This window comes from Nonomuraea sp. NPDC001636 (assembly GCF_040298265.1).
Lineage (GTDB): Bacteria > Actinomycetota > Actinomycetes > Streptosporangiales > Streptosporangiaceae > Nonomuraea.
Window position 1 is genome coordinate 208,266 of the sequence record NZ_JBEOZT010000017.1, and the last position, 24,678, is coordinate 232,943.

The 24,678-nt window shown below is 73.3% G+C and carries 19 protein-coding genes and 1 pseudogene; 9 read left to right on the plus strand and 11 right to left on the minus strand.

The window, feature by feature from the left end; translation table 11 throughout:
• Positions 1-49: 49 nt before the first annotated feature.
• A complete protein-coding gene (locus ABT158_RS29455) occupies positions 50-2,578 on the minus strand; it encodes a glycoside hydrolase family 9 protein (RefSeq protein ID WP_352358810.1) in 2,529 nt (842 codons plus the stop codon).
• Between the two features lie 167 nt (positions 2,579-2,745).
• Between ABT158_RS29455 and ABT158_RS29460 the strand changes: the two genes are divergently transcribed.
• Positions 2,746-3,951 carry a PucR family transcriptional regulator gene (locus ABT158_RS29460; RefSeq protein ID WP_352358812.1) on the plus strand — a complete coding sequence of 402 codons (1,206 nt, stop codon included), beginning with the start codon at positions 2,746-2,748 and terminating at the stop codon, positions 3,949-3,951.
• 51 nt (positions 3,952-4,002) lie between these two features.
• Here ABT158_RS29460 and ABT158_RS29465 read toward each other — a convergent pair whose 3' ends face one another.
• Both ABT158_RS29465 and ABT158_RS29470 read right to left on the minus strand, forming a co-directional pair.
• The gene (locus tag ABT158_RS29465; RefSeq protein ID WP_352358814.1) at positions 4,003-4,857 is read right to left on the minus strand and encodes an SGNH/GDSL hydrolase family protein; all 855 of its coding nucleotides are present in this window, start codon (positions 4,855-4,857) and stop codon (positions 4,003-4,005) included.
• A gap of 109 nt (positions 4,858-4,966) precedes the next feature.
• Positions 4,967-6,097 (minus strand): alkaline phosphatase PhoX, encoded by a 1,131-nt coding sequence (locus ABT158_RS29470; RefSeq protein ID WP_352358854.1) that lies wholly within the window; start codon positions 6,095-6,097, stop codon positions 4,967-4,969.
• 229 nt (positions 6,098-6,326) lie between these two features.
• On the opposite strand from ABT158_RS29470, the gene ABT158_RS29475 reads away from it, so the two are divergent.
• Positions 6,327-8,297, plus strand: coding sequence for a hypothetical protein (locus ABT158_RS29475; RefSeq protein WP_352358816.1), 1,971 nt, complete (start codon positions 6,327-6,329; stop codon positions 8,295-8,297).
• Here the strand turns inward: ABT158_RS29475 and ABT158_RS29480 are convergent.
• The 4 genes from ABT158_RS29480 to ABT158_RS29495 form a co-directional block, all read right to left on the minus strand.
• On the minus strand, positions 8,287-8,895 hold the full coding sequence (locus ABT158_RS29480) for a GNAT family N-acetyltransferase (RefSeq protein WP_352358818.1): 609 nt from the start codon (positions 8,893-8,895) through the stop codon (positions 8,287-8,289). The two genes, ABT158_RS29475 and ABT158_RS29480, sit on opposite strands and share 11 nt — an antisense overlap.
• Complete coding sequence (locus ABT158_RS29485) at positions 8,892-10,376, minus strand: APC family permease (RefSeq protein ID WP_352358820.1); 1,485 nt, start codon at positions 10,374-10,376, stop codon at positions 8,892-8,894. The genes ABT158_RS29480 and ABT158_RS29485 overlap by 4 nt, the downstream gene beginning before the upstream one ends.
• Before the next feature lie 55 nt (positions 10,377-10,431).
• A complete protein-coding gene (locus ABT158_RS29490) occupies positions 10,432-11,064 on the minus strand; it encodes a GOLPH3/VPS74 family protein (RefSeq protein WP_352358822.1) in 633 nt (210 codons plus the stop codon).
• Between the two features lie 200 nt (positions 11,065-11,264).
• The gene (locus ABT158_RS29495; RefSeq protein WP_352358823.1) at positions 11,265-11,762 is read right to left on the minus strand and encodes a hypothetical protein; all 498 of its coding nucleotides are present in this window, start codon (positions 11,760-11,762) and stop codon (positions 11,265-11,267) included.
• Between the two features lie 223 nt (positions 11,763-11,985).
• Here ABT158_RS29495 and ABT158_RS29500 point away from each other — a divergent pair, with 223 nt between their 5' ends.
• Positions 11,986-13,605 (plus strand): carbamoyltransferase C-terminal domain-containing protein, encoded by a 1,620-nt coding sequence (locus tag ABT158_RS29500; protein ID WP_352358825.1) that lies wholly within the window; start codon positions 11,986-11,988, stop codon positions 13,603-13,605.
• 111 nt (positions 13,606-13,716) lie between these two features.
• Entirely contained in the window at positions 13,717-14,511 is a 795-nt protein-coding gene (locus tag ABT158_RS29505) for an N-acetylmuramoyl-L-alanine amidase (RefSeq protein WP_352358827.1), read from the plus strand.
• On the opposite strand, the gene ABT158_RS29510 is transcribed toward ABT158_RS29505, so the two are convergent.
• Positions 14,508-15,131 (minus strand): TetR/AcrR family transcriptional regulator, encoded by a 624-nt coding sequence (locus tag ABT158_RS29510; RefSeq protein ID WP_352358829.1) that lies wholly within the window; start codon positions 15,129-15,131, stop codon positions 14,508-14,510. The two genes, ABT158_RS29505 and ABT158_RS29510, sit on opposite strands and share 4 nt — an antisense overlap.
• A 106-nt stretch (positions 15,132-15,237) precedes the next feature.
• Between ABT158_RS29510 and ABT158_RS29515 the strand changes: the two genes are divergently transcribed.
• On the plus strand, positions 15,238-16,338 hold the full coding sequence (locus ABT158_RS29515) for a serine hydrolase domain-containing protein (RefSeq protein WP_352358831.1): 1,101 nt from the start codon (positions 15,238-15,240) through the stop codon (positions 16,336-16,338).
• Between the two features lie 18 nt (positions 16,339-16,356).
• On the opposite strand, the gene ABT158_RS29520 is transcribed toward ABT158_RS29515, so the two are convergent.
• Complete coding sequence (locus ABT158_RS29520) at positions 16,357-16,542, minus strand: hypothetical protein (protein WP_352320620.1); 186 nt, start codon at positions 16,540-16,542, stop codon at positions 16,357-16,359.
• 162 nt (positions 16,543-16,704) lie between these two features.
• On the opposite strand from ABT158_RS29520, the gene ABT158_RS29525 reads away from it, so the two are divergent.
• The 3 genes from ABT158_RS29525 to ABT158_RS29535 all read left to right on the plus strand — a co-directional run bounded on the left by ABT158_RS29525 (position 16,705) and on the right by ABT158_RS29535 (position 19,522).
• A complete protein-coding gene (locus tag ABT158_RS29525; RefSeq protein ID WP_352358834.1) occupies positions 16,705-17,709 on the plus strand; it encodes an NAD(P)H-dependent flavin oxidoreductase in 1,005 nt (334 codons plus the stop codon).
• 33 nt (positions 17,710-17,742) lie between these two features.
• Positions 17,743-18,636: a hypothetical protein gene (locus tag ABT158_RS29530; protein ID WP_352358836.1), complete on the plus strand. Its 894-nt coding sequence runs from the start codon at positions 17,743-17,745 to the stop codon at positions 18,634-18,636.
• A 67-nt stretch (positions 18,637-18,703) separates the two neighbouring features.
• Positions 18,704-19,522 carry an SAM-dependent methyltransferase gene (locus ABT158_RS29535; protein ID WP_352358838.1) on the plus strand — a complete coding sequence of 273 codons (819 nt, stop codon included), beginning with the start codon at positions 18,704-18,706 and terminating at the stop codon, positions 19,520-19,522.
• Here the strand turns inward: ABT158_RS29535 and ABT158_RS29540 are convergent.
• Together ABT158_RS29540 and ABT158_RS29545 are read right to left on the minus strand one after the other, a co-directional pair.
• Positions 19,516-20,673, minus strand: coding sequence for an FAD-dependent monooxygenase (locus ABT158_RS29540; RefSeq protein WP_352358840.1), 1,158 nt, complete (start codon positions 20,671-20,673; stop codon positions 19,516-19,518). The two genes, ABT158_RS29535 and ABT158_RS29540, sit on opposite strands and share 7 nt — an antisense overlap.
• Before the next feature lie 100 nt (positions 20,674-20,773).
• Positions 20,774-23,863 carry an ATP-binding protein gene (locus ABT158_RS29545; RefSeq protein ID WP_352358842.1) on the minus strand — a complete coding sequence of 1,030 codons (3,090 nt, stop codon included), beginning with the start codon at positions 23,861-23,863 and terminating at the stop codon, positions 20,774-20,776.
• Between the two features lie 293 nt (positions 23,864-24,156).
• On the opposite strand from ABT158_RS29545, the pseudogene ABT158_RS29550 reads away from it, so the two are divergent.
• Positions 24,157-24,678: pseudogene (locus ABT158_RS29550) on the plus strand (peptidase M28); the annotation flags it as partial.

A 24,678-nucleotide genomic window follows, 5' to 3' on the forward strand; every position in this document is an offset into this window, starting at 1 on the left:
AGTGTGGGCAACGCGGGCGGACCCCCGGAAGGGCCGCCCGCGTCGCGCGTCACCGGCAGCGGTCGCCGTCGAGGCGGAAGACCTCCGGGGCCGGGTTGGGCCCCGAGGCGTGCGTGCCGACGAAACCGAACGTCACGGACCCGCCGGGCCTGATCCGGCCGTTGTAGCCGAGGTTCCGCGCCGTCACCACCGCCCCGGACTGGGCGAGCTCGGCCCCCCAGCCCTCCTTGATCCGCTGGCCGCCGGGGAACGACCAGCTCAGGGTCCAGCCGTTCACGCTCTCCCGGCCGGTGTTCTCGATCACGATCTGGCTGGTGAAGCCGCCGGGCCACGAGCCGTGCGCCGAGTAGCGCACCCGGCAGGCGGACCGCTCGCCCTTGTCCGCCAGGAACGCCGAGACCCACGCCAGCGGCGAGTTCCAGTTGATGGTCAGCTCGTTGGTGGACCAGGACTCGATGTCGTCGACGTAGCAGAACTGCGGCTTGCAGCCGCGCAGCAGCCGCTGGGCGACCGGGTCCTGGATGGCGGAGTTGGGGCCGCCGGCCAGCGAGCCGCGCGGCGGGTGGGGCAGCGCGTGGTCGAGCTGGTGGGCGTACCAGCGGCTGTGCTGGTTCTGGGCGGAGACCTCGCCGTAGCCGGTGACGTAGGAGATGTTGAGCGCGTTGCGGCCGAGCAGGTAGTCCATGCCCTCCCGGACGGCGGCCCGGTACTTCTCCTCGCCGGTCAGGTCGTAGGCGGTGGCCAGGACGACCAGGTTGTTGAGTACCAGGTTGTTGGAGCCCCAGTCGAAGTCCGCCGGCGCGTACGGCAGCCCGTACGGGTGCGCCCGCTGCACCGCCAGGTACTTGTCCGCGCCCTCGACGACCGACTGCCGCACCTTGTCCCGGCCCGGCAGCGCGTTGGGCACGGTCGCCAGCTCCAGCCGGCCGAGCTGGGCGGTGTTGCCCCAGTCGAAGCCGCGCTCGCGCCAGATGTCGCCGGTGTGGTGCGGCGAGGCCAGCACGAAGTCCGCGAACTCCTTCTCGCCCGTCGTCAGGTAGAGCTCGGCCGCCGCCCAGTAGAACTCGTCGGTCACGACGGCGTCGTCGTAGGCGCCGCCGCCCACGCCGTCGGCGGGGTCGGCGTACCGGGCCGGGTTCGCCTTCGCCGCCGCCCACGCCTTGCGCGCCGCCTGGAGGTTCCGCGCCGCGAACGCCGCGTCGTAGGGCGCGAACAGCCGGGCCGCCTGTGCCGCCGTCGCGGCCAGGTTGAGCGTCGCGGCCGTGGACGGCGGGTGCAGCTCGCGCTTCTGCGGGTCGAGGTGCGGCAGCAGCGGCAGGCCGGTCCAGTTCTGGTCGTGCACCTTGTGATGGGCCATCCCCGCGTCCGGCTTGCCGTCCGGCACCTGCATGCTCAGGATGAACTCCTGCTCCCAGCGGGCTTCGTCCAGCACGTCCGGGACGCCGTTGCCGCTCTCGGGGATCTTGAGCTGGCCGTCGGTGAAGGCGGCCCGGTCGCGCTCGTAGGCCGCCATCAGCTGGTGGACCGCGATGCCGCCGTTGACCACGTACTTGCCGTGGTCGCCGGCGTCGTACCAGCCGCCCTTGACGTTCAGGGTGTAGTCGCAGCCGCCCGCCTGGCAGGGCACGGCCGTGTCGCCCTGGTTGGGGGACGTGCCCGCGTGGCCGGCCGGGCGTCCGTAGCCGGGGCGCAGGCTGTCGAGGATCTCGATGCCGCTGCGCTGGGTGTAGTAGAACTTCAGCGCGTCCGCGGGGAGGGAGTCGTACACGTCCGCGCCGATGTCGAACGGCCTGCTGGTCTCGCCGTCGGCGGTCAGCGTGTAGCCCTCGCCGGGCTTGGCGTAGGCGCCGAAGTCGATGGTGTGCACGTTCTGGCCCGAGCTGGCGTCGATGCCCTTGGGGGCGGTACGTCCGGTCGCGACCGATTCCTTTGCCGCGTTGCGCAGCTCCCAGTCCAGGGGCGTGGTGGCCTCGGTGACCAGGGTGGCCTTCTTCGGGCCCGAGGGCAGGTAGCCGACCATGTTCACGCGGACGCGCGGGCCCGTGTCCGGCTCGTAGACCTCGGGTTCGGCGCCGCCCTTCAGCGACACGTCGTCCATGCAGAACCTCCAGGGCTCGGCGCTGCCGCCCAGCTGGAACGCCACCTGGGCGTTCGGCAGCGAGACCGGGGCGGTGAAGGTGTAGGAGTAGTCGTTGCCCGAGACGCTCAGCTCCGGGGCGGCCGACAGGTACTGGGTCCACGGGTCCACGGGGAGCTGGATCAGGGCCTTGCCGACTTTCGCGGGGGTGGCGGAGGCCGAGAACCGGTAGGCGTAGGTGTCGCCGGCGACCAGCGGGACGCCGTCCTGGCCGATGATGACGTCCCAGGGGTTGGCGGTGCCGCCGGGGACGTCGGCGCACAGCCTGCCGCCGTCGACGGTCAGGGTGGTGTTGCCGGTGCTCCACCAGGGGGCGGTGCCGGCGTCGAAGGTGCCGTTCACGATCTGCTCGGGTCCCTCGTCGGCGGCGCGGGCGGACGCGGCGGGGGACAGGGCGACCATGGTGAGGAGGGCCAGCAGCGCGGCCCGGCATCGGGTCATGGAGGTCCTTCGGGGGGTTGGGAGCGCTCCCAATGGAGCGCTCCCGATCCTCCTTGCCCACCGCCGCCCCGTCAACGGCTGCACCCGATCGGGCCCGAAGACCCTGAAACTTTCACGGCACCGCCGGGGCCTTCACTGACGCCGGATGTTCTGGGAGGGTTTCGAACGTGGTCCCTGCCCTCACCCTGGCCGGGTGCGTCGCGCACGAGTTGCTCGAACGCCAGACCGCCAAGCTGGCCAGGCAGCTCGTCCGCGGCTTCGCCGAGGAGATCCCGCTCTACCGGCGGCTGCCGAAGGAGGAGCTCGACGGCGAGATCACCGTCATCACCGAGCACAACCTGCGGCTGATCGCCCGCATGTTCCGCGACCGCCGCCCGCCCACCAGGGCCGAGCTGGCCCCGCTGCGCTCGTCGGCGGCCCGCCGGGCCCAGGAGGGCGTGCCGCTGGAGGCCCTGCTGGCCGCCTACCACCTGGGCGCGCGCAAGGTGTGGGAGCACCTGTTCGCCGCGGCCACGCCCGCCGACTTCGAGGACGTGCTGGCGGCCAACCGCCTGATCCTGCTCTACACGGAGTCGGTGACGGCCGCCGTGTGCACCGCGTACCTGGAGGAGCGCGAGGGGATGCTCAGCCACGAGCAGCACGCGCTGCACGCCGCCGTGTCCGCGCTGCTCGGCGGCGACCGGGCGGCCCTGGCCGGGGTCCGGCTGGCCCCGCGCTACCTGGTCTTGGCGCTCGCCGTGGGCCGGCATCCCGACGAGGAGAGCGACGAGCCGGGCGGGTCGATCGCGGGCCGCCGCAAGCTCCACCGGATCAGGACGGCGCTCCAGCGGGGCGCGGCCGAGCCGGTGCTGTCGGTGCTGGACACGACGGGCGGCCTGGTGTTCGTGCCGATCACCGGCGAGGACCCCGACTGGTACGAGGTCGGCGAGACGGCCGCCGCGATGGCCAAGGCGGCCGGCGTGCCGGTGTGGGCGGCGGCCGAGATCGCCGCGCCGCCCGGGGTGCCGGAGGCGGTCAAGCTGGCCGAGGAGGTCCTGGAGGTGGTACGGGTCTTCGAGCAGCCGCCGGGCGCCTACCGGCTGGCCGACGTGCTGCTGGAGTACCAGCTCACCCGGCCGACCCAGGCCACCGCCGTGCTCGCCGGGCTGCTCGACCCGCTGCTCGACAACCCCGACCTGCTCAGGACGCTCACGGTCTACCTGGACACCGGCCTCGACCGCCGCCGTACGGCCGAGCTGCTGCACGTGCACCCCAACACGGTCGACTACCGCCTGCGCAGGGCCGTCAGCCTGACCGGCCTCGACCCCGTGGACCCGGCCCACCTGCAACGCATCGGCGCCGCGCTGGCCGCCAGACGCCGGCACCGCAAGTGAACGGGAGCCGCCCCCGGGCGGGGACGGCTCCCGTCGCGCGATTCGCCGCGTTCAGACCCCGGACACCGCGGCGGTCACCACGGTGGCGAAGTTCCGCATCCCGAGACCGTTGGGGTGGAACGGGGCGGCGGGCGAGGCCGGCACGTACGGCTCGATCCAGCGCACGCCGGGAGCCTTGCACGGGTCGTGGCCCACGCTCGGCGTCTGCAGGTCGACGAACGACACGCCCGCGGCGGCGGCCTGCTCGGCCAGCATCCGGTTGAAGTACTGGAGCGTGGCGCGGATGTAGTTGGCGTCGGCCTTGATGATCGGGACGGTCGGGTAGCAGCCGTTCGGCGGCGCGTAGGTGGCGTAGCCGACCATGAAGATCCGGGCACGCGGGGCGCGGGCCCGGATGTCGGTCACCAGCGTGGTCAGCTTGGGCCGCAGCGCGTCGGTCTTGACCCGCCAGGAGTCCTGGCCGTCGACGACGTAGTCGTCGTTGCAGGCGTCGCCGATGGGCGGGGGCAGCAGGTTGAGGCAGTCCTCGATGAAGCCGGTCAGGCCGACGTCGTTGGCGCCGATCTGCACCGTGACCAGGGTGGTGTCCGAGCTGAGCGCGTCGAGCTGGGGCGCGACGCTGCCGAGGTCGGTGCCCTGGGAGTTGTACATGTCGCGGGTCTTGGCGCCGGAGCAGGTGACGTCCCTGAAGGTGGCGGCGCCGATGGCCTGGGCGGTCAGATGGGCGTAGTTGTGGTCGGAACGCCAGCACCCGAGGTCGGGCACGACCTGGTCGGGCACCAGGGGACCCGACGCGGCGGAGTCGCCGAGCGCCACGTACACGTCGCCCTGGGCGGCGTGTGCGGGCGGCACGACGCCGAGCGCCAGGGCGGTCGCGGAGAGCAGGACGAGCAACCGTCGGACCATGGAGGACTCCTTCGGCGGAGGGTGGGGGGTGCGATGGCCGTGCCGGTCAGCGGCTCCGGTGACGGAGGCCGGGCCGGTCAGCGGCCCCGGTGGGGTGAAGCCGTGCTGGTCAGCGGCGGAAGGGCCCGGTCACCTCGTACGTGATCCCCCCGGTCCCGGCGGTCTCGCCGCTGGTGCCGCGCTGGGAGGAGAAGTAGAGCCGGGTGCCGTCGGGGGAGAACGTGGGGCCGGTGATCTCCGACTTGGCCTGGCCGTCCAGGCGCATGACGGGGGCGACCACGCCGTCGGGGGTGATGATGTTGATCTCCATGTTGCCGCCGTCCTCGGCCACGTACAGGTCGCCGGACGGGCGGCCGGTGATGTTGTCGACGCCGTCGAGGGTGCCGCCGCCCTCGTAGATCGCGGTGACCGTCTGCCGGGCGGTGTCGTAGGCCCAGACCTTGCGGTCGCCCTTGGCGGTGAAGTAGCAGATCCCGGCGGCGTAGTGGCAGCCCTCGCCGCCGCTGAAGTGCCGGGCGGCGGAGACCTGGTGCCTGGTCTGGGTGTCGAAGACGCCGGGCGTCGCGTCGGGCACGGGCCGCCACTCGACGCTGTCGCCGCCGATGCCGCAGAGCACGTCGAGCCGGCCGCTGGACAGGTCGCCCCAGGTGGTGGGGGTGAAGCGGTAGAAGCAGCCGTCGCCCTCGTCCTCGGTCAGGTAGACGACCTTGTGGTCGGGGTCGCAGGCCGCGGCCTCGTGCTTGAACTTGCCCATCGCGGGGCGCTGCTGGGCGGAGCGGTTGCCGTACGGGTCGGTCTCGTAGACCTTGCCGCGGAAGATCTCCTCGCAGGACAGCCAGGTGCCCCACGGGGTCGCGCCGCCCGCGCAGTTGAGGTTCGTGCCGCTCAGGATCCGGTAGGCCCGGTCGATCGAGCCGTCGGCCCTGAACCTGATCGCCGAGGTCCCGCCCACGAGCGGCACCTCGGAGTTGGACACGTAGATCCAGCCGGAGCCGTCGGCGAAGCACGCGCCGCCGTCAGGAGCGGGGTGCCACAGCGTGCCGCCGACGACCCGGCCCGACCTGGCCACCACCCGGCCGGTGAAACCGGCGGGCAGCGCCATGCCGTTGGCGTCCGGGGCGCCGAGCGGCCCGTACGGGCTCACGCCCGCGCCCGCCGCGGAGGCGACGGCGTCGTGCCACATCGCCCCGGAGAACGCGACCGCCGCGGAGACGGTCCTGATGAACGTACGACGGCGCATCATCACTCCACGTGGCTCGCGTCGTTCGAGGTCGTTTGGATTCGCAGACATGACGATGAGCCCTGCTCGTCCTTCTGTGAACTGGACAGGGCGGTAAATCCGGACGGTCAAATCTGTGACGCCTCACAAATCTGGGCGGCATTCCGTGAAGCCGATTGACGGCGGCCCCGGCGCGATCCACCATGGCCCGAACCCCCGGCCTCGATCAGCTCCCGAGGTGCCCGTGCGCGTGCTCCCCCGTCTCCTCACCGCCCTCGCCCTGGCCTGCGCGACGCTCGCGGCCCCGCCGGCGTCACCGGCCTCGGCGGTCCCCGAACCGTCCGGCTGCGACCCGATCGACCCGGCGGCCTGCCTGCTGCCGTTCCCGAACGACTGGTTCACCGTCGCCGACCGCGGCACCGACACGGGCCGCCGGGTGGCCCTCGCGGCCGGGTCCATGCCGGTCTCGGTCGCCGGCGTGCCGATCGCGCCCGCCGAGTGGAACAGGAACGACGGCTTCTCGCCGGGCTCGATGCTGCTGGCCAGGGTGCCGGGGCTCGACCTGGCCAGGACGGGCGCCGCGCCCATCACCGACATCGGCAGGTCGCTGGACCGGGACGCGCCCGTCGTGCTGCTGGACACCGTGACGGGGGAGCGGTGGCCGTACTGGGCCGAGCTCGACGCGAACGCACCGGCCGACCGCCAAGCCCTGATCGTCCGCCCGGCCCGCAACCTGAGCGAGGGCCACCGGTACGCCGTCGCCCTGCGCGACCTCCGCGACGCCGCCGGCGCCCCGATCCCGCCGAGCCCCGCCTTCGCCGCGGTCGCCGGGCCGCCCCTGCCGCCGGACCACGAGCTGCACGAGCGCCAGCGCCGCCTCCAGCCCGCGCTGTCCGCGCTGCGCCGCGCCGGCGTCGGCACCCGCGGCCTCTACCTGGCCTGGGACTTCACCGTCGCGAGCGCGCGCGGCCTGGCCGGTCCCGCGCTGGCCATGCGCGACGACGCCCTGCGCACGCTGCGCGGCCGCGCGCCCGCCTTCGAGGTCACCTCGGTCACCGACCTCACCCCCGAGCAGGACGCCCAGATCGCCCGCCGGGTCGAGGGCACCTTCCGCGTGCCGAGCTACCTCGACCGGCCGGGCGGCCCGCCCGGGTCGGCGCTCAACCGCGGCCCCGACGGCCTGCCGGCCCGCCTGCCCGGCAACGAGCAGGTGGCGCCCTTCCGCTGCGAGATCCCCCGCGTCGCCTTCGACCGCCCCGCCCGGCCCGCCCTGTACGGCCACGGCCTGCTCGGCAGGCACGCCGAGGTGGGCGCGTCGAACGTGAAGACTATGGCGCAGGAGCACGGCTTCGTCTTCTGCGCCACCAAGTGGATCGGCATGGCAGACGAGGACATCCCGAACGTCGTCTCGGTCTTCACCGACATCTCCCGGTTCGGCACGGTCCCAGACCGCACGTTGCAGGGCTTCCTCGACTTCATGTTCCTGGGCCGCGCCATGACCGCTGCCGACGGCTTCGCCGCCCACCCCGCCTTCCGCACCGCCCGCGGCCGCCCGCTGATCGACCCGCGCCACGGCCTGGTGTACGACGGCAACAGCCAGGGCGGCATCCTGGGCGGCGCGCTGGTCGCGCTGTCGAAGGACATCGAGCGCGGCGTGCTCGGCGTGACCGGCATGAACTACAGCACCCTGTTCAACCGCAGCGCCGACGCCGCCCCCTTCCAGGCCGCCTTCGACCGGGCCTACCCCGACAAGCTGGACCAGCAGATCGTCCTGGCGCTCATGCAGATGCTGTGGGACCGCGGCGAGGCCGACGGCTACGCCGCCCACCTGACCGACCGCCCCTACCCGGGGACGCCGCGGCACCGGGTGCTCATGCACGTGGCCTTCGGCGACCACCAGGTGGCCACGGTCACCGCCGAGGTCGAGGCCCGCACCGTCGGCGCCCGGCTGCTGACCCCGGCCCTCGCCCCGGGACGCAGCCCGGACGCCGTGCCGTTCTGGGGCATCCCCGGCATCCGCGGCCGCGCCCATCCCGGCTCGGCCCTGGTGATGTGGGACAGCGGCGCCCCCGCGCCGCCGCTCACCAACACCCCGCCCGCGCAGGGCGAGGACCCGCACGAGAAGCCGCGCAGGACCCCGGCCGCCCAGCTGCAGAAGTCGGTGTTCCTCAAGACCGGCGTGGTCGCCGACGTCTGCGAAGGGCCCTGCGTCACCCGGTGACGCCGGGCCGCCACATGGGCCAGAACAGGGCGCCGTCGGGCAGCGCGAACGGCTCCTCGGCCTGGTAGCCGTGCCTGGCGTACAGGTCGCGGCTGCGGGCGCTGCTGGCCTCCAGGTAGGCGGGCGCGCCGTCCAGTAGGGCGTGGTGGCGGCGCAGCAGGGCCGATCCGAGCCCCCGGCCCTGGTGGTCCGGGTGCACGGCCAGGAACGCCAGGTGGTGGTACGGCGGCTCCGGGTGGTGCCGTTCGAACAGCTCGTCCAGCACCCGGAAGCGGTCGGCCCACCTGCCGGTGGCGGCGGCCAGGCGGCGGTCGTAGTCGGGCGGCTCGGGCAGCGGCGCGTCGGCGGTGTGCGTCAGCCAGACCGCGACCGCGCGGCCCTCGTCGAGCAGGTCCACCTCGCCGTGCTCGATGGCGTGCGAGACGAGGATCAGGAAGTCGGCCACCATGATCTCGTGCCGCCCGGCCGGCTCGGGCACCAGGTACGACACCGCGGGCAGCCGCGCGAACGCGGTCGCGATCAGCTCGGCGACCGCGCCGGCGTCGTCGGCCGTCGCCCGGCGGACGTCGTGCGCCGCCACGTCCTGTGCGCGCCTCAACGGACGGCCTCCGGCGTGGCGGCGGCCTTGGCGCCCATGCCCACCAGCGAGTACACGCTCGGCTGTCCCGAGCGCAGGACCAGCGCCCAGCCCACGCCGAGCAGGGCGGCCACCGCGTACACGACCGGCAGGATCCAGGCGAGCGGATCGCCCTCGGGCACCCCGAGCAGCGTCGGGAAGTTGTCCAGCGCCAGCCAGACCATCACGGCCAGCGCCAGCGCGGCGGGCACGGGGGCCAGGAACCGCCGCGCGAGGTTCTCGCCGCTCGGCTGCCGGGCGAAGAAGGCGACGATCGCGATCGAGGTCACGAACACCAGCAGCAGCACCCCGAACCCGCCGAACGAGCCGCCGTAGAAGAAGAGCTGCACCAGCGGGTCGAGTCCCAGAACCGCGTAGACCACGATGACGACCAGCCCGAGCACGGTCTGCGCGATCGAGCCCGACCGGGGCGCGCCGCTGCGCGGCCGGGTGCGGCCGAAGAAGGCGGGCAGCACCCGCTCGCGGCCGAGCGCGAAGAAGTACCGGGCGGTGGTGTTGTGGAAGGAGATCATGGCGGCGAACACGCTGGTGACGAAGAGCACCCGGGCGATGTCCACGACCGCGCCGCCGAGGTGCTGGTTCGCGATGATGAAGATCGTCTCGGCCTGGTCGCGGCGCGCGGCGGCCACGATGTCCGCCGGGCCCGTGGCGACCGTCATCGCCCACGACGACAGCGCGTACAGCCCCGCGATGATCGCCACCGAGGCGTACGTGGCCAGCGGCACGGTACGCCGCGGATCCCGGCTCTCCTCCGAGAACACCACCGACGACTCGAACCCGACGAACCCGAGCGTCGCGATGACCAGCAGCGCCCCCACCCCCGGCACGAACAGCGCCGCGGGCGACAACGTCTCGGCCGAGAACCCCGACGGCGCCGGGTTGACCAGGTCCGCCAGGTCGAACAGCAGGATGACCGCCACCTCGGCGGTGAGCAGGACGGCCAGCAGCCGCCCGTTGACGTCCACCCGCATCAGCCCGAGCACGCCCACCAGCGCCCAGGCGACCAGGGAGATGGCCCACCAGGGCGGCGCGCCGCCGAACCAGCGTTCGAGCAGCGGGGTGGCCGCCGCGCCGAAGGCGCCGTACAGGCCGACCTGGAGGGCGTTGTAGGCGATCAGCGCCACCCAGGCCGCCGCGATGCCCGCAGGACGGCCGAGACCCCGGCTGATGTAGGTGTAGAACGCGCCGGCGTTGGCCATGTGACGGGCCATGGCCACGTACCCGACCGCGAACACCGCCAGCACCACGCCCACGACCAGGAACGCGATCGGCAGCCCGGTGATGCCGGTGACGGCGTAGCCAGTGGTGATCACACCGGCGACGACGGTGAGCGGCGCGGCGGCCGACAGGACGAAGTAGACGACCGAGGGCGCGCCGAGCCGGTCGGCGGCCAGGGCGCCGGCGATCGGGTCGGGCGCGGCGCCGGATCTCGCGGAGGGCATCGCGTTCCTTTCTGGGGGGTTCAGGTGCGGTGTGGTCAGGCCGGCGGTCCGGGGCTCAGGTCCGGTAGGTCAGGACGGCGTCGCCGACGGCCGCGCTCACCTGGCGGCCGAGGTCGCTGAGCGGCTGGGGCATCGCGGCCAGCACCGTGGTCAGGTACTGGTGGGCGCCGCGCCGGTCGGCCGGGTCCTCGACGACGACGTCGGTCAGGTCGCAGGCCTCGGCCAGCGCCGCCAGCGCCATGTCGTGCGGGGTCAGCGGCTGCCACTTCACCAGCGCGAGCCGCAGCCGGGCGGAGGGCCACATGGCCCGGTTGAAGTCGGTGGAGAAATAGCGGAATTGTTTACGCTTGAGCAGCCTCGGGGATTCGCGGTCGAGCAGGCCATTACCCATCAACCGGCCGGTTACTTCGGTGACCGAGCGTTGTGCGAGGTAGGCCAGCCAGGTCCGCACATCGGTGTGCTGCGGGGAATTGCCTATTTCGGTCAGCACCTTTCCGGCCAGCTCGTCCGGGACCGGGCGCCGGTCGACCACCCGCAGCCGGACCCCCTCGACGGTGATCCGCTGCTCCAGCACCAGCTCCGCGAGCAGCGCCCCGGCCAGGCCGAGCGCCACGCCCGGGACGTGCAGCCGAGGCTTGCCCGAGCCCGTCGCGTCCCAGCAGACGAAGAAGAAATCATCGGCAAGCAAAAATCGGCCCGCTCACTATAGGAATTGGTGGATGACCGGTTCAGGAAGCAGCGTGTAGCCGCCAGCGGCAATTTGTACCAAAAACCCGCATCTCCGGGCTAGACCCTATTTATCGGGAAATAAAAAACACCGGCTTCATGGAGAAGCCGGTGCCGCCCGATCCGGGCCCGTCAGCCGATGATCGCCGGGGTTTCGGATCGTCAGTTCGCGCAGTCCTGCTTGTCGAGGGCCAGGCCCATCTCGTAGATCTTGCCGCCGCGGAGCAGGAAGTAGTAGTGCGCCTTGGCGTTGCCCGGCACGGCGACGTACGGGAAGCCGCTCGCGGCCGTCCGCAGCTTGTTCGCGTACGCGCGCTTGAGCTGGGCGTTCGTCGAGCCGATGCCGATGCCCTGCGGCGTCTTGACGCCCTTCGGGGCGAAGATGATCGCCACGCCCTGCTTCTTGGAGATGAAGAGGCCGACCGCGTCGCGGCCGGTCCGCTGGGCCTTGAGGTCCCAGCCGGAGCAGCTGGGGGAGTCGAGGCCGGGCTTGTGGACGATCTTCCCGGTGGCCTGGGCGGCCTTGGCGCTCATGCCCAGCGTGACCCCGCCGTACCCCTGGGGGCCGAAGGCGGGGGCGGCGAGCGCGGGGGAGGCGATCCCGGCCAGCGCGACGCCCGCCGCGAGGGTCGCCGCCGCGATGATGTGCTTCGTCGTCATGCAGGGTTTGACTGCGCGCCCGGCGCACAAGTTCGCCCGGTTCGCGGGCGGCTGCGGGCTGACGTGTCCGTTACGCGGTTGAGGGATGGTCTTGTCCCAGGCCCGGGTACTGGTGCCGGTGATCACAGCCCAGGAGGCACCAGAGATGACGGATGTTCCTATCGTTGTCGGCATAAATCGTACTCAGGATGGTTCTGTTGCTGTCGCTGTGGGCGAGTCGGGCATGTACAGCCTGCAGAAGGAGCGCATCACCCGGCGCAGGCACCACTGGGGCCGTCTGGGCGACCTGCCGGACCTGTACCTGCCCGAGATGCCGCTGCTCAAGGAGCCCGTGGACCTCGTGGTCGAGGGATACGCCGCCGACACCGAGATCGAGCACAAGGACGCCTACGAGGAGGAGCTGCGCGAGACGCTGAGCCTCAAGGAGGACGCCCGGGTCGTCCTGATATCCCACCATCTCAGCCACCTCTACAGCGCGTTCCCGCCCTCGCCGTTCGACCGGGCGGCGGGCCTGGTGATCGGCGCGCAGGGCAGCCGGGTCAGGGACTTCACCGAGCCGGTCCGGCTGCCGAAGGGCACCCGCGACGACATGCTGGAGGTCGCCTCGTTCTACCGCTGCGAGCGCGGCGGCCCGGTCGAGTGCCTGGCCAAACAGCTCTGGGACGGCGACTGGGCCCGGCCGACCGGCCTCGGCTGCTTCTACACGCTGCTGACCAGGCTGCTGTGGCCCGAGGGCGAGGGCAACGAGGCCAAGGTCATGGGCCTGGCCCCGTTCGGCGACGCGTACGTGTACGGCCTGCCCGACCTCGACGTACGCGGCCACGAGGTGTTCATCCCCGAGGAGTGGATCGAGACGTTCGCCCAGCGGGACGCCTACGTCTACGAGCCCGGCGGCGAGCGCTTCTCCCGGGCGGCGGACCTGGCCGCGGCCGGCCAGCGCGTCTTCGAGAACGCCCTGGCCCAGGTGGTCGCCTGGCTGCACGGGCAGACCGGCCTGGACCGGCTGGTCTACGCCGGCGGCACCGCGCTCAACGCCACGGCCAACGGCCGGATCGTCCGCGAGTCGCCGTTCCGCGAGGTGTTCATCCCGCCGAGCCCGCACGACGGCGGCACCGCCGTGGGCTGCGCCCTGTACGGGCTCATCGAATGTCTCGGCGTCGAGAGCCGCTTCCGCTGGACCGACGACTTCCTCGGCCCCGACCCGGACGAGACCGAAATCACCGCCGCGGTGCGGAGCCTGCCGGACGGCCTGGTGGCCGAGCAGCCGGCGGACCTCGTCGGCGCGACCGTGTCGCTGCTGGAGAGCGGCCGGGTCGTCGGCCTGCACCAGGGCCGCAGCGAGTCGGGCCCGAGCGCGCTCGGCAACCGCAGCGTGCTCGCCGACCCGGCCAGGCCGGACATGCAGGACTACGTCAACTTCGAGGTCAAGGGCCGCGAGTGGTTCCGCCCGCTGGCCGCGCTGGTGCTGGCCGAGCACGCCGAGCGCCTCTTCGGCGTCGACCGCCCGGCCCCGTTCCTGCAGTGCGTCGTGGACGTGCGCCCCGAGCACCGCGCGAGCCTGCCGGGCGTGACCCACGTGGACGGCACGGCGCGGATCCAGACGGTGGAGGAGCAGGCCACGCCGTTCCTGCACGCCCTGCTGACCGGGTGGCACGCGGCCACGGGCTCCCCGGTGCTGGTCAACGCCTCGCTCAACGGCCCCGGCGAGCCGCTGACCGAGACGCCCGAGCAGTCGATCGGCACCCTGCTCTCGACGAACCTGCACGCCCTGGTCATGCCGCCGTACCTGATCCGCAAGCGTGAGGAGCCGCCGGTGCCCGGCCTGAACTGGGACCGCGACTAGCCCCGCCGGCCGTCGTCGGGAGAGCCCGTGCAGATCACATCCAGGTCATTGTTCCCGCAGGTCGAAGCGGGTGGCGGAGCCCGTGGGCCGGTGCGGCTCAGCGTCGGTCGCATGCGCGTTCACCCAGCCGTCCCCGTGCTGCTGACCGCCCTGGCCGCGCTGTCGGCGGCCTGCGGCGGCGGCCCCGTGCGCACCACCCAGGGGGTGGTCGTGACCTCCGCCGCGCCGTCGCAGAGCACGCGGAACGCGCTGGCCGGGAAGATCGTCGTGCTCGACCCGGGGCACAACGGCGGCAACGCCTCCCATCCCAAGGAGATCAGCCGCCCGGTCGACATCATCACCGGACGCAAACCCTGCAACACCACCGGCACCCAGACTGCCGCCGGCTACACCGAGCACGCCTTCACCTGGGACGTCGCGAACCGCCTGAAGCCGCTGCTCGAAGACATGGGCGCCAAGGTGGTGCTGACCAGGCCGGACGACACCGGCGTCGGCCCCTGCATCAACGAGCGGGCGGCCATCGGCAACAGGGCGCGGGCGGACGCCGTCCTGTCCATCCACGCCGACGGCGCGCCGCCGGCGGGCCACGGCTTCCACGTGATCCTGCCGGGCCTGGTGGCCGGGCACAACGACGCGATCATCCAGCCGTCCAGGAGGCTCGGCGTGGCCGTCCGGAACGCCTTCCGCGACGGCACCGGCATGCCGTACGCCACCTACCTCGGCGAGCAGGGCCTGCAGACCCGCACCGACCTGGGCGGGCTCAACCTGTCCACCCGCCCGGCGGTGTTCATCGAGTGCGGCAACATGGCCAACCCGGGCGACGCCGCCAAGATGTCCGACGGGGAGTTCCGCGGGGAGATGGCCGGCTCGCTGGCCGCCGGGCTCAAGCAGTTCCTGACCGGTTAGGACCCGTAGGCGCGCAGGAAGACCTCGACCGCGGCGTCGGCGAGCCGGTCGAGCTCGGCCTCGGTGTGGTGGTCGCCGCCGCCCGCGAACATCACCCTGTTCACCGGGACCCACAGCAGCAGGCCGACGAAGTGGTCGGCGGCCAGCCGCGGGTCGTCCATGGGACGCAGGCCGTGCCCGGCCAGGCGGCCGAAGGCCGTGGACATGCTCTCCAGCGAACGCTCGAAGCCCTGCTCGTACCAGGTGCGGCCGAGGTCGGGGAAGCGGTCGGCCTCGGCGATGATCAGCCGTCGCAGCCGCAGCACGTCGGGCTGCATGATCGAGGCCAGGAACTCGTGGGCCAGCTTGCGCAGCCCCTTCTCCAGGTCGTCGTTGCCCTCCAGCGACTCGGTGATCAGCTTGGCCAGGCCCTCGATCTGCGCCGTGGTGTCGAGGATGATCGTGGTGAAGAGCTGTTCCTTGTCGCTGAAGTGCTTGTAGACGGTCTGTTTGGAGACCGCGGCGATCGAGGCGACCTCGTCCATGCTCGCGCCCACGTAGCCGTTGCGCAGGAACACCGCGCGCGCCGCGTCCAGGATCTGCCTGCGCTTGCGGGCCGTCCGGCCGTCCTCGTCGGTCACCGTCACGCCACCTTTTCGATCATGAGTTCGCATAGTACTGGACAGTTCCGTACTCGTGTGAGTACTGTACCGTCCAGTTCCCGAACCGAACAGGAGTGACGACCTCATGAGCGACCTTCAGCAGCAGGTGCAGCAGACCGCCGACAAGCTGGTCGAGTCAGGCGCCGAGCGCGGGTTGCAGGTGGCCGTCTACCGCGACGGCGTGCAGATCGTGGACGTGGTGGCCGGCGTGGCCGACCCGGAGACCGGCCGGCCGGTCACCTCCGACACCCCGTTCTACAACTTCTCCATCGGCAAGGGCGCGACCTCCACGGTCGCCCACATGCTGGCCGAGCGCGGCCTGTACGGCTACGACACCCCGGTCGCCGACCTGTGGCCGGAGTTCGCCAGGAACGGCAAGGGCGGCGTGACCGTCCGCCACGTGCTGAGCCACACGGCCGGCGTGCCCGGCGTGCCGCTCGACACGACGCCCGAGGACGTCTGCGACTGGGACAAGATGGTCGCCGCCCTGGAGAACGCCGAGCTGTGGTGGGAGCCGGGCACGAAGATGGGCTACCACGCCTACACCTTCGGCTTCCTCGTCGGCGAGATCGTCCGCAGGGCCACCGGCAAGCGCATCTCGCAGGTGCTGCTGGAGGAGGTCTCCGGCCCGCTGGGCGTGGCCCGCGAGCTCTACTTCGGCATGCCGCCGGCGGAGCAGCACCGCCTGGCCCGCCTGGAGGACGAGCCGATGGACCCGTCGGCGTTCGGGGACATGCCGGCCGACCTGCCGATGTTCAGGGCCGGGCCGATGGAGCTGATGCCCAACGCCGCCCTCGGCAGCAGGCCCGACTACCTGACCGCCGACACCCCGGCCGGCGGCAAGACCTCGGCCAGGGCGATCGCGCGCATGTACGCCGCCCTGCTCGGCGAGGTGGACGGCGTGCGGCTGATCTCGCCGGAGCGGCTGCGCGAGGCGACCGCGGTGGCCTACAGCGGCCCCGACGAGGTCTTCGGCATGCCCTCGACGTGGGGGCTCGGCTTCACCATCGGGCTTCCCGGCGGCTCGCCGCAGGAGAGCGCGACGGCGTTCGGCATCGGCGGGGCGGGCGGCAGCTACGCGTGGGCCGACACCGCGACCGGCACCGCCGTCGCCCTCACCAAGAACCGTCTCACCAACGACTTCGCCGCCGTCGGCGAACTGGCCGCCCTGGTCGCCCGGTCCTGACCGCCGGGCGCGGGGGGCTCAGCCGTCGCGGCACAGGGGGCGGCCGCCGACCACGCAGGCGATGCCGTCGAGGTCGCAGCTCAGCAGGGTGCCGTCCATGCCGAGCACGAGCACGAGATCACTCCTCGACCGGTGGGCCAGCATGATCCGGCCGACGACACCGTTGTCCAAGACCACGGTCGGGCGGCTCGCAGCGCTGTCCATGTCCTGGCGACTCCTCTCGGGTTCACAACAGGCCACGCGCGCCGGACCCGTCCCCACCAGGATGCACAGCCGCCGCCTCCGGCGCATCGGTCATCCGGCTCTACTTTCGTACGGATCCTGCGTTGTCGCCCTCCCGCCATGCTCGCAGAGGGCGCAGAGGGCATGGTGCGAGACTGGCAACGACAGGCGACGTGCAAGGAGGCCGGCGTGCGGACGTGGTTGACCGAGCGGTTCGGGCTGACGGTGCCCCTGGTGGGCGCGCCCATGGCCGGAGTGGGCGCGGGCCGGCTGGCCGCCGCCGTCTCCGCGGCCGGCGCGCTCGGCGTGATCGGGGTGTCCGCCGCCGCCCCCGCCTCCTGGATCGAGGCCGAGGCCGCCGTCGCCGCCGGGAGCGGGCGGCCGTACGGGATCGGGCTCATGGCCTGGGCGCTGCCCGGCAACCCGGCCCAGTTCGAGGCCGTGCTCGCGGCCCGGCCGCGGCTCGTCTCCGTGAGCTTCGGGCCGTACCAGCGGTACGTGGAGGAGCTGCGGCAGGCCGGCATCACGGTCGTCACGCAGGCGGGCACCACCGACGAGGCCCGCGCCGCCGAGCAGGCCGGCGTAGACGCGGTCGTGGCGCGCGGGGCCGAGGCGGGCGGCCACGGCCGGGCCGACGTCGGCACGCTGCCGCTGCTCCAGAGCGTGCTCGACGTCGTCCGCGTCCCGGTGCTGGCGGCGGGCGGCATCGCCACCGCGCGCGGGCTGGCCGCCGTGCTGGCGGCGGGGGCCGAGGGCGCGTGGGCCGGCACGGCGTTCATGGGCTGCGCGGAGACGGCCCTGCCGGAGACGGCGGCGGCCCGCGTGCTGGCCGCGGCCGAGACCGACACCGCCTATGGCCGCGTCTTCGACGTGGCACAGCGCCTCGACTGGCCGGCCGAGTACGGCGGCCGGGCCCTGCGCAACACGTTCTTCGACCGCTGGGCCGGTCACGAGGAGGAGCTGGCGGCCGACGAGGAGGCCGCGGCGCGGATCGCCGCCGCCCGCCGCGACGGCGACTTCGACACCGCCTGCATCTACGCGGGCCAGGCCGTCGGGATGGTGCGCGAACGGCGCACGGCCGCCGACGTGGTGGCCGGGTTCGCCGAGGCGGACGCCCTGCTGCGCCGCTTCGCCCGGCCCGGCGGATGACGCCGCCCCCGGCCTGATGCATCCTCTTGTGCCATGACAAATCAGACGTTGCCCCCCGCGCCTCCAGGGCCCGCCGCGCCCCCCGTCGCCACGGCACCGGGGACCGCGGCCGCCAGGGGCAGCGTGCTGGAGGTGATGGAGAAGATCGGCACGGTCGTCGTGCCGATCGCCGTCGCCGTGTACGCCCTGCTCTACCTGGGCTTCGAGAGCGTCTACGACACCTTCGGCATCACCCCTGAGCAGGCCGGGCTCACCCAGGCGAGCATCTTCGGCCACCTGGTGGCGACGCTGGTGCTGCTCTTCCTGACCCTGCTGCCGCTGCTCGGCCTGGTCGTGGGCGTCTGGTGGCTGCTCGACCGGATCACCCGCGGCGCCGCCGGACGCGTCCTCGACCGGGGGCGGGAACAGCCGTGGCTGGCCGCCGCGGTGGGCGCGGCGCTGTCGGGCGTCGCGTACTGGGGGATGCTCGGCATCCTCGACGTCACCGGCACGCCGGTGCTGATCACGGTCGTGGTGGTCGGGCTGTTCTGCCTGCTGGTGCCGTACCGGTTGCTGCGGGCGCGGCCCACCGGACGGGCCGCGATGCGCGTGCTGACGGGCGCGCTGGTCGGGGTGGGCCTGGGGTTCGTGCTCGTCGGCTGGATGACGCAGGGGGCCGAGGCGGTGCACGACCGCGGCCAGGCCAACCTCGTGCTCCAGCTCACCGGGTTCTCCAACCAGTGGGCCGAGGTGCGCGACGACTCCGGCAAGCTCCTGTCGAAGGGGCAGCGCTGGCTGGTGCTCGGCCAGGACTCCGGCGCGTACGTGTTCTACGACTGCGCCACGGCCGGCACGATCCGCCGTCCGATCGACGCGACGGTGCTGAGCCGGATCGAGCTGGACCCCGAGTTCGACGACCCCCGCCCCTGCGGCTATGCGGCCAAATAGAACACGTTCCGGTAAGTTACCGATTAGTATGGCCACCGAACAGTGGCAGGCGAGGAAATGGGTCACCATGTCTGAGCTAGAACGTGTTCCGCCCGGAGTGGATCCGAACGTGCCGAGCTCCGCCCGGGTGTACGACTACCTGCTCGGCGGCAAGGACAACGTCGCCGTCGATCGCGCGGTCGCCGAGAGGCTGCTGGCCGTCGCGCCCGACGCCCGAGCCGTCGCCAGGGCCAACCGCCGCTTCCAGATCGAGGCCGTGCGCCACGTCGCCCGGCAGGGCGTGCGCCAGTTCATCGATCTCGGCACCGGCATCCCGACCTGGCCCAGCATCCACGAGACCGTCCGCGAGGTGAGCCCGGCCTGCCGGGTGGTCTACGTGGACCACGACCCGATGGTCCGCCTGCACGCCCAGGTGCTGCTCGCCGACCAGCCCGGCGTCGCCGGCATCCAGGGCGACCTGCGCAGGCCCGCCGACATACTCGCCGACCCGCACGTCACCGGCCTCATCGACTTCGACCAGCCGGTCTGCGTGCTGATGGTCGGCGTGCTGCACTTCGTCATGGACGCCGAGGACCCGCCCGGCATCGTCGCCGCCTTCAGGAAGCCCATGGCGCCCGGCAGCCATCTGGTGCTCTCCCACGCGATGGCCGAGAGCTCTCCCGAGGCCATCGCCCAGCTCCACCTGGCCACCGCCGGCTCGCCCGCCCAGGGCGCGTTCCGCAGCCACGCCGAGGTGCTGCGGCTGTTCGACGGGTTCGAGCTGATCGGGCCCGGCCTGGTGCCCGTCCAGGACTGGCGGCTCACGGACGACGACCACCTCCCGCGGCTGGACGGCACGCCCCGGCTCCGGCTCGACGCGGGCGTGGGCCGGGTGCCCGTTCAGTAGTCCTTCAGCGCGATGTTGGTGGCGAACTTGTCGGTCACCTTCATCATCAGGCCGAGCAGGAAGCCGAACTTGAAGGTCCAGTTCCGCATCCGGATCCCGGCGGGGGTGCCGGGCGCCAGGAACGTGCCCGCGTTGTTGCCGCTCCTCGTGACCTTGGAGTAGCGGCGCATCTGGCGCTCGTACTCGGCGAAGGCCACGCGGTGGTCGCCGCCCGCCGCGGCCAGCTCCTCGGCCAGCACGTACGCCCCCACCAGCGCCAGCCCGCTGCCGAACCCGCCCAGCGTGCTGCCGTACGCCGCGTCGCCCAGCAGCGCCACCCGGCCATTGACGTACCGGTCGATGCTCACCCGGCTGATCGAGTCGAGGTAGACGTCCTTGGCGCCGCGCACCGCGTCGAGGACCTGCGGGGTGCGCCAGCCCATGCCGGCGTAGGCCCGCTCCAGGATCGCCTTCTGCTGCTCGACGTCGTAACGGTCGTAGTCGAGCCGCTCGGAGGCGAAGACGAAGAACGCCGGCGCCTTCGGCCCGCCGACCGCGACCATCCTGCCGGGCTCGTTGTACATCTGGCCGTGCGGGCCGAAGTCGCTGTCCAGCTCCACCAGCGCGTAGTAGTGGCCGAGGAAGTCCACGCACTCGGACTCGGGGCCGAAGGCCAGCCTGCGGACGTTGGAGTGGATGCCGTCCGCGCCCACGACCAGGTCGAACGTGCGGGGGGCCGAGCGTTCGAAGGTGACGTGCACGCCGCCCGGGGCCTCGGTGAGCGAGGTGATGGAGTCGCCGAAGACGTACTCGCAGGTGGACGCGGTGCGCTCGTACAGCAGGCGGGCCAGGTCGCCGCGGCGGATCTCGATGTCGCCGCCGGTGAACTCGCCGGGCATGACCCCGAGCGTGCGGCCGTCGGCGTCCACGAAGTACTGGTCGGTGCCGCCGGTCTGGAGGTCGCGCACGTCGTCCAGGATGCCCATGCGGGTCAGGACGGTGTGGTGGGTCTCGCCCTTGAAGTCCACCGCCTGGCCGCCCTCGCGCAGGGCCGGCGCCTTCTCCACGACGGTGACGTTGCAGCCGCGGCGGGCCAGGCAGTGGGCCAGCGCGGGGCCGCCGATGCTGGCGCCGGAGATGAGTACGCGGGTGTTGTGCAGGTTGTCTCTCATGCCGGCAAGCCTCGCCGGGAGCGCTGACAGCCCGGCGACGACCGGCTGACAGTCCCCGGCGCGGCCGTCCCGCACTGTCAGGGGCCGTCCCGGCGGGCTGTCAGGCGAGGATCGTGGACCGGGCCTCGTCCCTGGTCATCGCGGCGCCGCGGGCGTACAGGGCGGCGAAGCGGTCCGGGCCGAGCGCGGCCGTGGCGGCGGCGGCCGTCGCGGCGACGTCGTGGTCGCCGGTCACCGCCGTCCCGCGCAGCGCCACCCCCACGCCGAGGAGCAGCGCCGCGCGTTCCGGCGGGTCGTCGAGCAGGGCGGCTCCGGCCAGGCCCTCGACGGCGTCGGCCAGGTCGCTGTCGATCGGCGAGCGCAGCGCGACGGCCACCGCCTCCCGGTGCCGGGCCACGGCCTCGCCCGCCTCGCCCCTGGCCTGGGCCAGCCGGGCCAGCGCCGTGAGCACCTGCGGATCCGTGCTGCCGGCCAGCGGGGAGCCCGGAGCGGTGGCGGTCAGCGCGTCCCGCAGCCGTTCGGCGGCCTCGCCGAGATCCCCCTCGATCCTGGCCAGGTCGCCCAGCCTCACGTGCACGGCCGCCGTCAGCTCGGGCCGGCCCAGCCCGCGGGCCAGTTCACGGGCGCGCAGGCAGTCGGCCCTGGCCGCGGCCAGGTCGCCCGCGCGCAGCCGGGCGTCGGCTCGCCGGCACAGCACGTCCACCAGCTCGTCCAGCGCCCCGAGCTCGTCGAGCAGGTCGAGCGCCTGCGCCCACAGCTCCGTCGCCCGCGCCCACTCGCCGCGCCAGCCCGCGATGACCGCCAGCCAGTCGAGCCCCTGCGCCTTCCCCCAGCGCTCGCCCAGCGCGCCGAACTCCGCCAGGACGATCTCCAGCTCCCGCTCGGCCGCCACGATGCCGCCGTTCAGCAGCAGGAGCAGCGCCTCGCCGAGCCGGCCGAGCGCCCGGCTCCACGGGTCGCCGCCGAGCTCGCGCTGCCGCGGCCGTTCCACGTCGCGCTCGGGCGGACCCGCGGTCATGCCCCACAACGCGGCGGCGAACGGGTGCCGTACCGGCTGGTCCGGCCGCGACGTGAGCTCGGCGGCCCGCCTCCAGTGCGGCGACCCGGTGCCGGGGGCGGCGTGCAGGACGGCGAGCACGTACTCGTCGGTCAGCCCCGCCGGCGGCTCGGTGCCGAGCACGTCGAGCAGCCGCCGGGCGGGCTGGACGGCCTGGCCGCGCCGCCCGCTCAGATACCAGTACATGGCCAGGGCGGCGATCAGCCGCAGCGCGGCCGGCTGGTCGTGCTCGACGCTCCAGCGCAGCGCGGCCTGGAGATCGGCGTCGTCGGCCCCCAGGAGGGCCAGCCATTCGAGCTGCTCGGCACGGTAGAGGTGGGGTTCGGCGCGCTGGGCGTGCTCCAGGTGCCAGGCGGCGTGCGCGGCGCGCATCCGCTCCTCCTCGCCCGCCTCGGCCAGCCGCTCGGCGCAGAACAGCCGGACGGTGTCGAGCATGCGGTAGCGGTCGCCCGCGGTCTCCACCAGCGACTTGTCCACCAGATCGGCCAGCAGCACGGCGCTGTCCTCGCCGCACACCCGCTCGACCGCCTCCAGCCGGGCCCCGCCGGAGAACACCGAGAACCGCCTGGCCAACACCTGCTCCTCGGCGTCCAGCAGGTCCCAGCTCCACTCCACCACCGCGTGCAGCGTCCGGTGCCGGGCGGCGGCCGTGCGGTCGCCGCGCGAGAGCAGCCGGAACCGGCCGTGCTCGGCCAGCCGCGCGGCGATCTCCGCCACGGGGAACGTGCGCACCCGGGCCGCGGCCAGCTCGATGGCCAGCGGCAGGCCGTCCAGCGCCGCGCAGATGCTCAGCGTCGCGTCGAGGTCCAGCTCCAGCCCGGGTCGTACGGCGGCGGCCCGGTCGGCGAACAGCCTGACCGCCGGGTAGGCGAGCGCGTCACCGGCGGGAGTGCCCGGGGGCGGGGTGCCCAGCGGCGGCAGCGGCACCAGGTGCTCGCCGGTGATGCCCAGCGGCTCCCTGCTGGTGGCCAGGACGCGCACGCCGGGACAGCCGGCCAGGAGGCGGCGGGCCAGCGTGGCGGCCTCGGCGACGATGTGCTCGCAGTTGTCCAGGATGAGCAGCAGGTCCTGCTCGGCGAGGGCGGCGACCAGGCGCTCGGCGGGGTCGGCCGGGCCGGGGACGGCCGGGCTGAGCGCCGACTCGCGCAACCCGAGCGCGTTCAGCACCAGCAGCGGCACCTGCCCCTCCCCGGCCGCGGGCGACAGGTCGGCGAAGCACGCCTGCCGCTCCCGGTCGCGGGTGGCGGCCTCGACGGCCAGGCGGGTCTTGCCGGTGCCGCCGGGGCCGGTGATCGTGACCAGGCGCGCCCCGCGCAGCGCGGCCAGGCGGGCCAGCTCCTCCTCGCGGCCGACGAACGAGGTGAGCTGCGGCGGCGGCGCCGACCGCGTGGCGTGCGCGCGCCGCTGCTCGCCGCGCAGGATCGCCAGGTGCAGCGCCGCCAGCTCGGGTGAGGGGTCGGCGCCCAGCTCGTCGGCGAGCAGCCGCCGCGCCTCGTCGTAGACGGCCAGTGCCTCGGCCTGCCGTCCGGCCGCGTGCAGGGCGCGCATCAGCAGGGCGCGCGGGCGTTCCCGCAGCGGGTGGGCGGCGACCAGCTCGCGCAGCCCCGCCGCGGGCTCGGCCTCGGGCAGGTGCAGGTCGGCCTCGTACAGGTCCTCCAGGGCCGCGAGGCGCAGCTCCTCCAGCCGGTCGGCCTGTCCGGGCGCGTAGGCGGCCTCGCGCACGTCCGCGAGCGCCGGGCCGCGCCACAGGTCCAGGCACTCCCTGAGGACGGCCGCCGCCGCCGCGTGCCGGCCCGCCGCGAGCAGCCGCCGGCCGTCGCGGGCCAGCCGCTCGAAGCGGTGGGCGTCGACGTCCTCGGGCGGGACGGCCAGCCGGTAGCCGGCGCCGTGGAACTCGATCAGGTCGGCGGGCAGGTTGCGCCGCAGCCGGGAGATCTGCGCCTGTACGGCGTTGGCCGCGCCGGCCGGCGGGCTCTCGCCGTACTGGGCGTCGATGAGCCGGTCGACGCCGACCGTCCGGCCCGCCTCCAGCAGCAGCAGGACGAGCAGGGCACGCGGCCGGGGACCGCCCACGGCGATCGGGTCGCCGCCGGCCGATCGCACCTCCAACGGGCCCAGGATGCCGAACTGCACGTGCTCGATTGTCCAGCATCGCGGCTGTTATCCGCACGTGGATGGGTGTGACCAGCGGTAACAGAAATGTCGGTATGCCTACCGATGAACATACGTATTTTCGAGCAGTCGGCCAACGCTTAGCGTCTGGCGGCAACAAGGCGAAACGGTCCGCTTGCTGTATCCGTCACCCTTTATCACCCCCCACATCCCCTCACGCCCGCGACCCAGGACACCCCTGACCGCGCGGCGGCCCGCGCGCGCCCACAAGACGGCAACGGCCGGAGGGAGCCCGCCGAAAGGAGCACCACAGCGTGAAACGCAAAGCCTTACTCGCGGCGGTCGCCGGCCTGGCCACGGCCGCGACCCTGACGCTCCAGGCGTCACCCGCGAGTGCCGCCCCGCCCGGAGCCACCCCCGCCCACCAAGGCTCCAGCAGCAGCCGAGCGGCGGCAGACCCCGCCTCGCTGGCCGCGGCGGTCGCCGACCGGGCGGTCTCCAGCCAGCTCGACAACCTCAGCAGAGGCCCCGACGAGGCCTACAGCCGCCTCAGAGTCACCCCAGGCGCCGGCGACATGTTCTACGTCGCCTACGAGCGCACCTACAAGGGCCTGCCCGTGATCGGCGGCGACGCCGTCGTGGTCACCGACGCCGCCGGCAACGTCCGCGACACCGTCTCGGCCGCCGGCCCCACCACGCGTGAGGTCGCCACCAAGGCCGCCATCTCGGCGGCCAAGGCCGCCGCCACCGCCAAGGCCCGCCTGTCCCGCGTGGACGACAGCGCCGCCCCCCGCCTGGTCGTCCTGGCCCAAGGCGAAGCACCCGTGCTGGCGTGG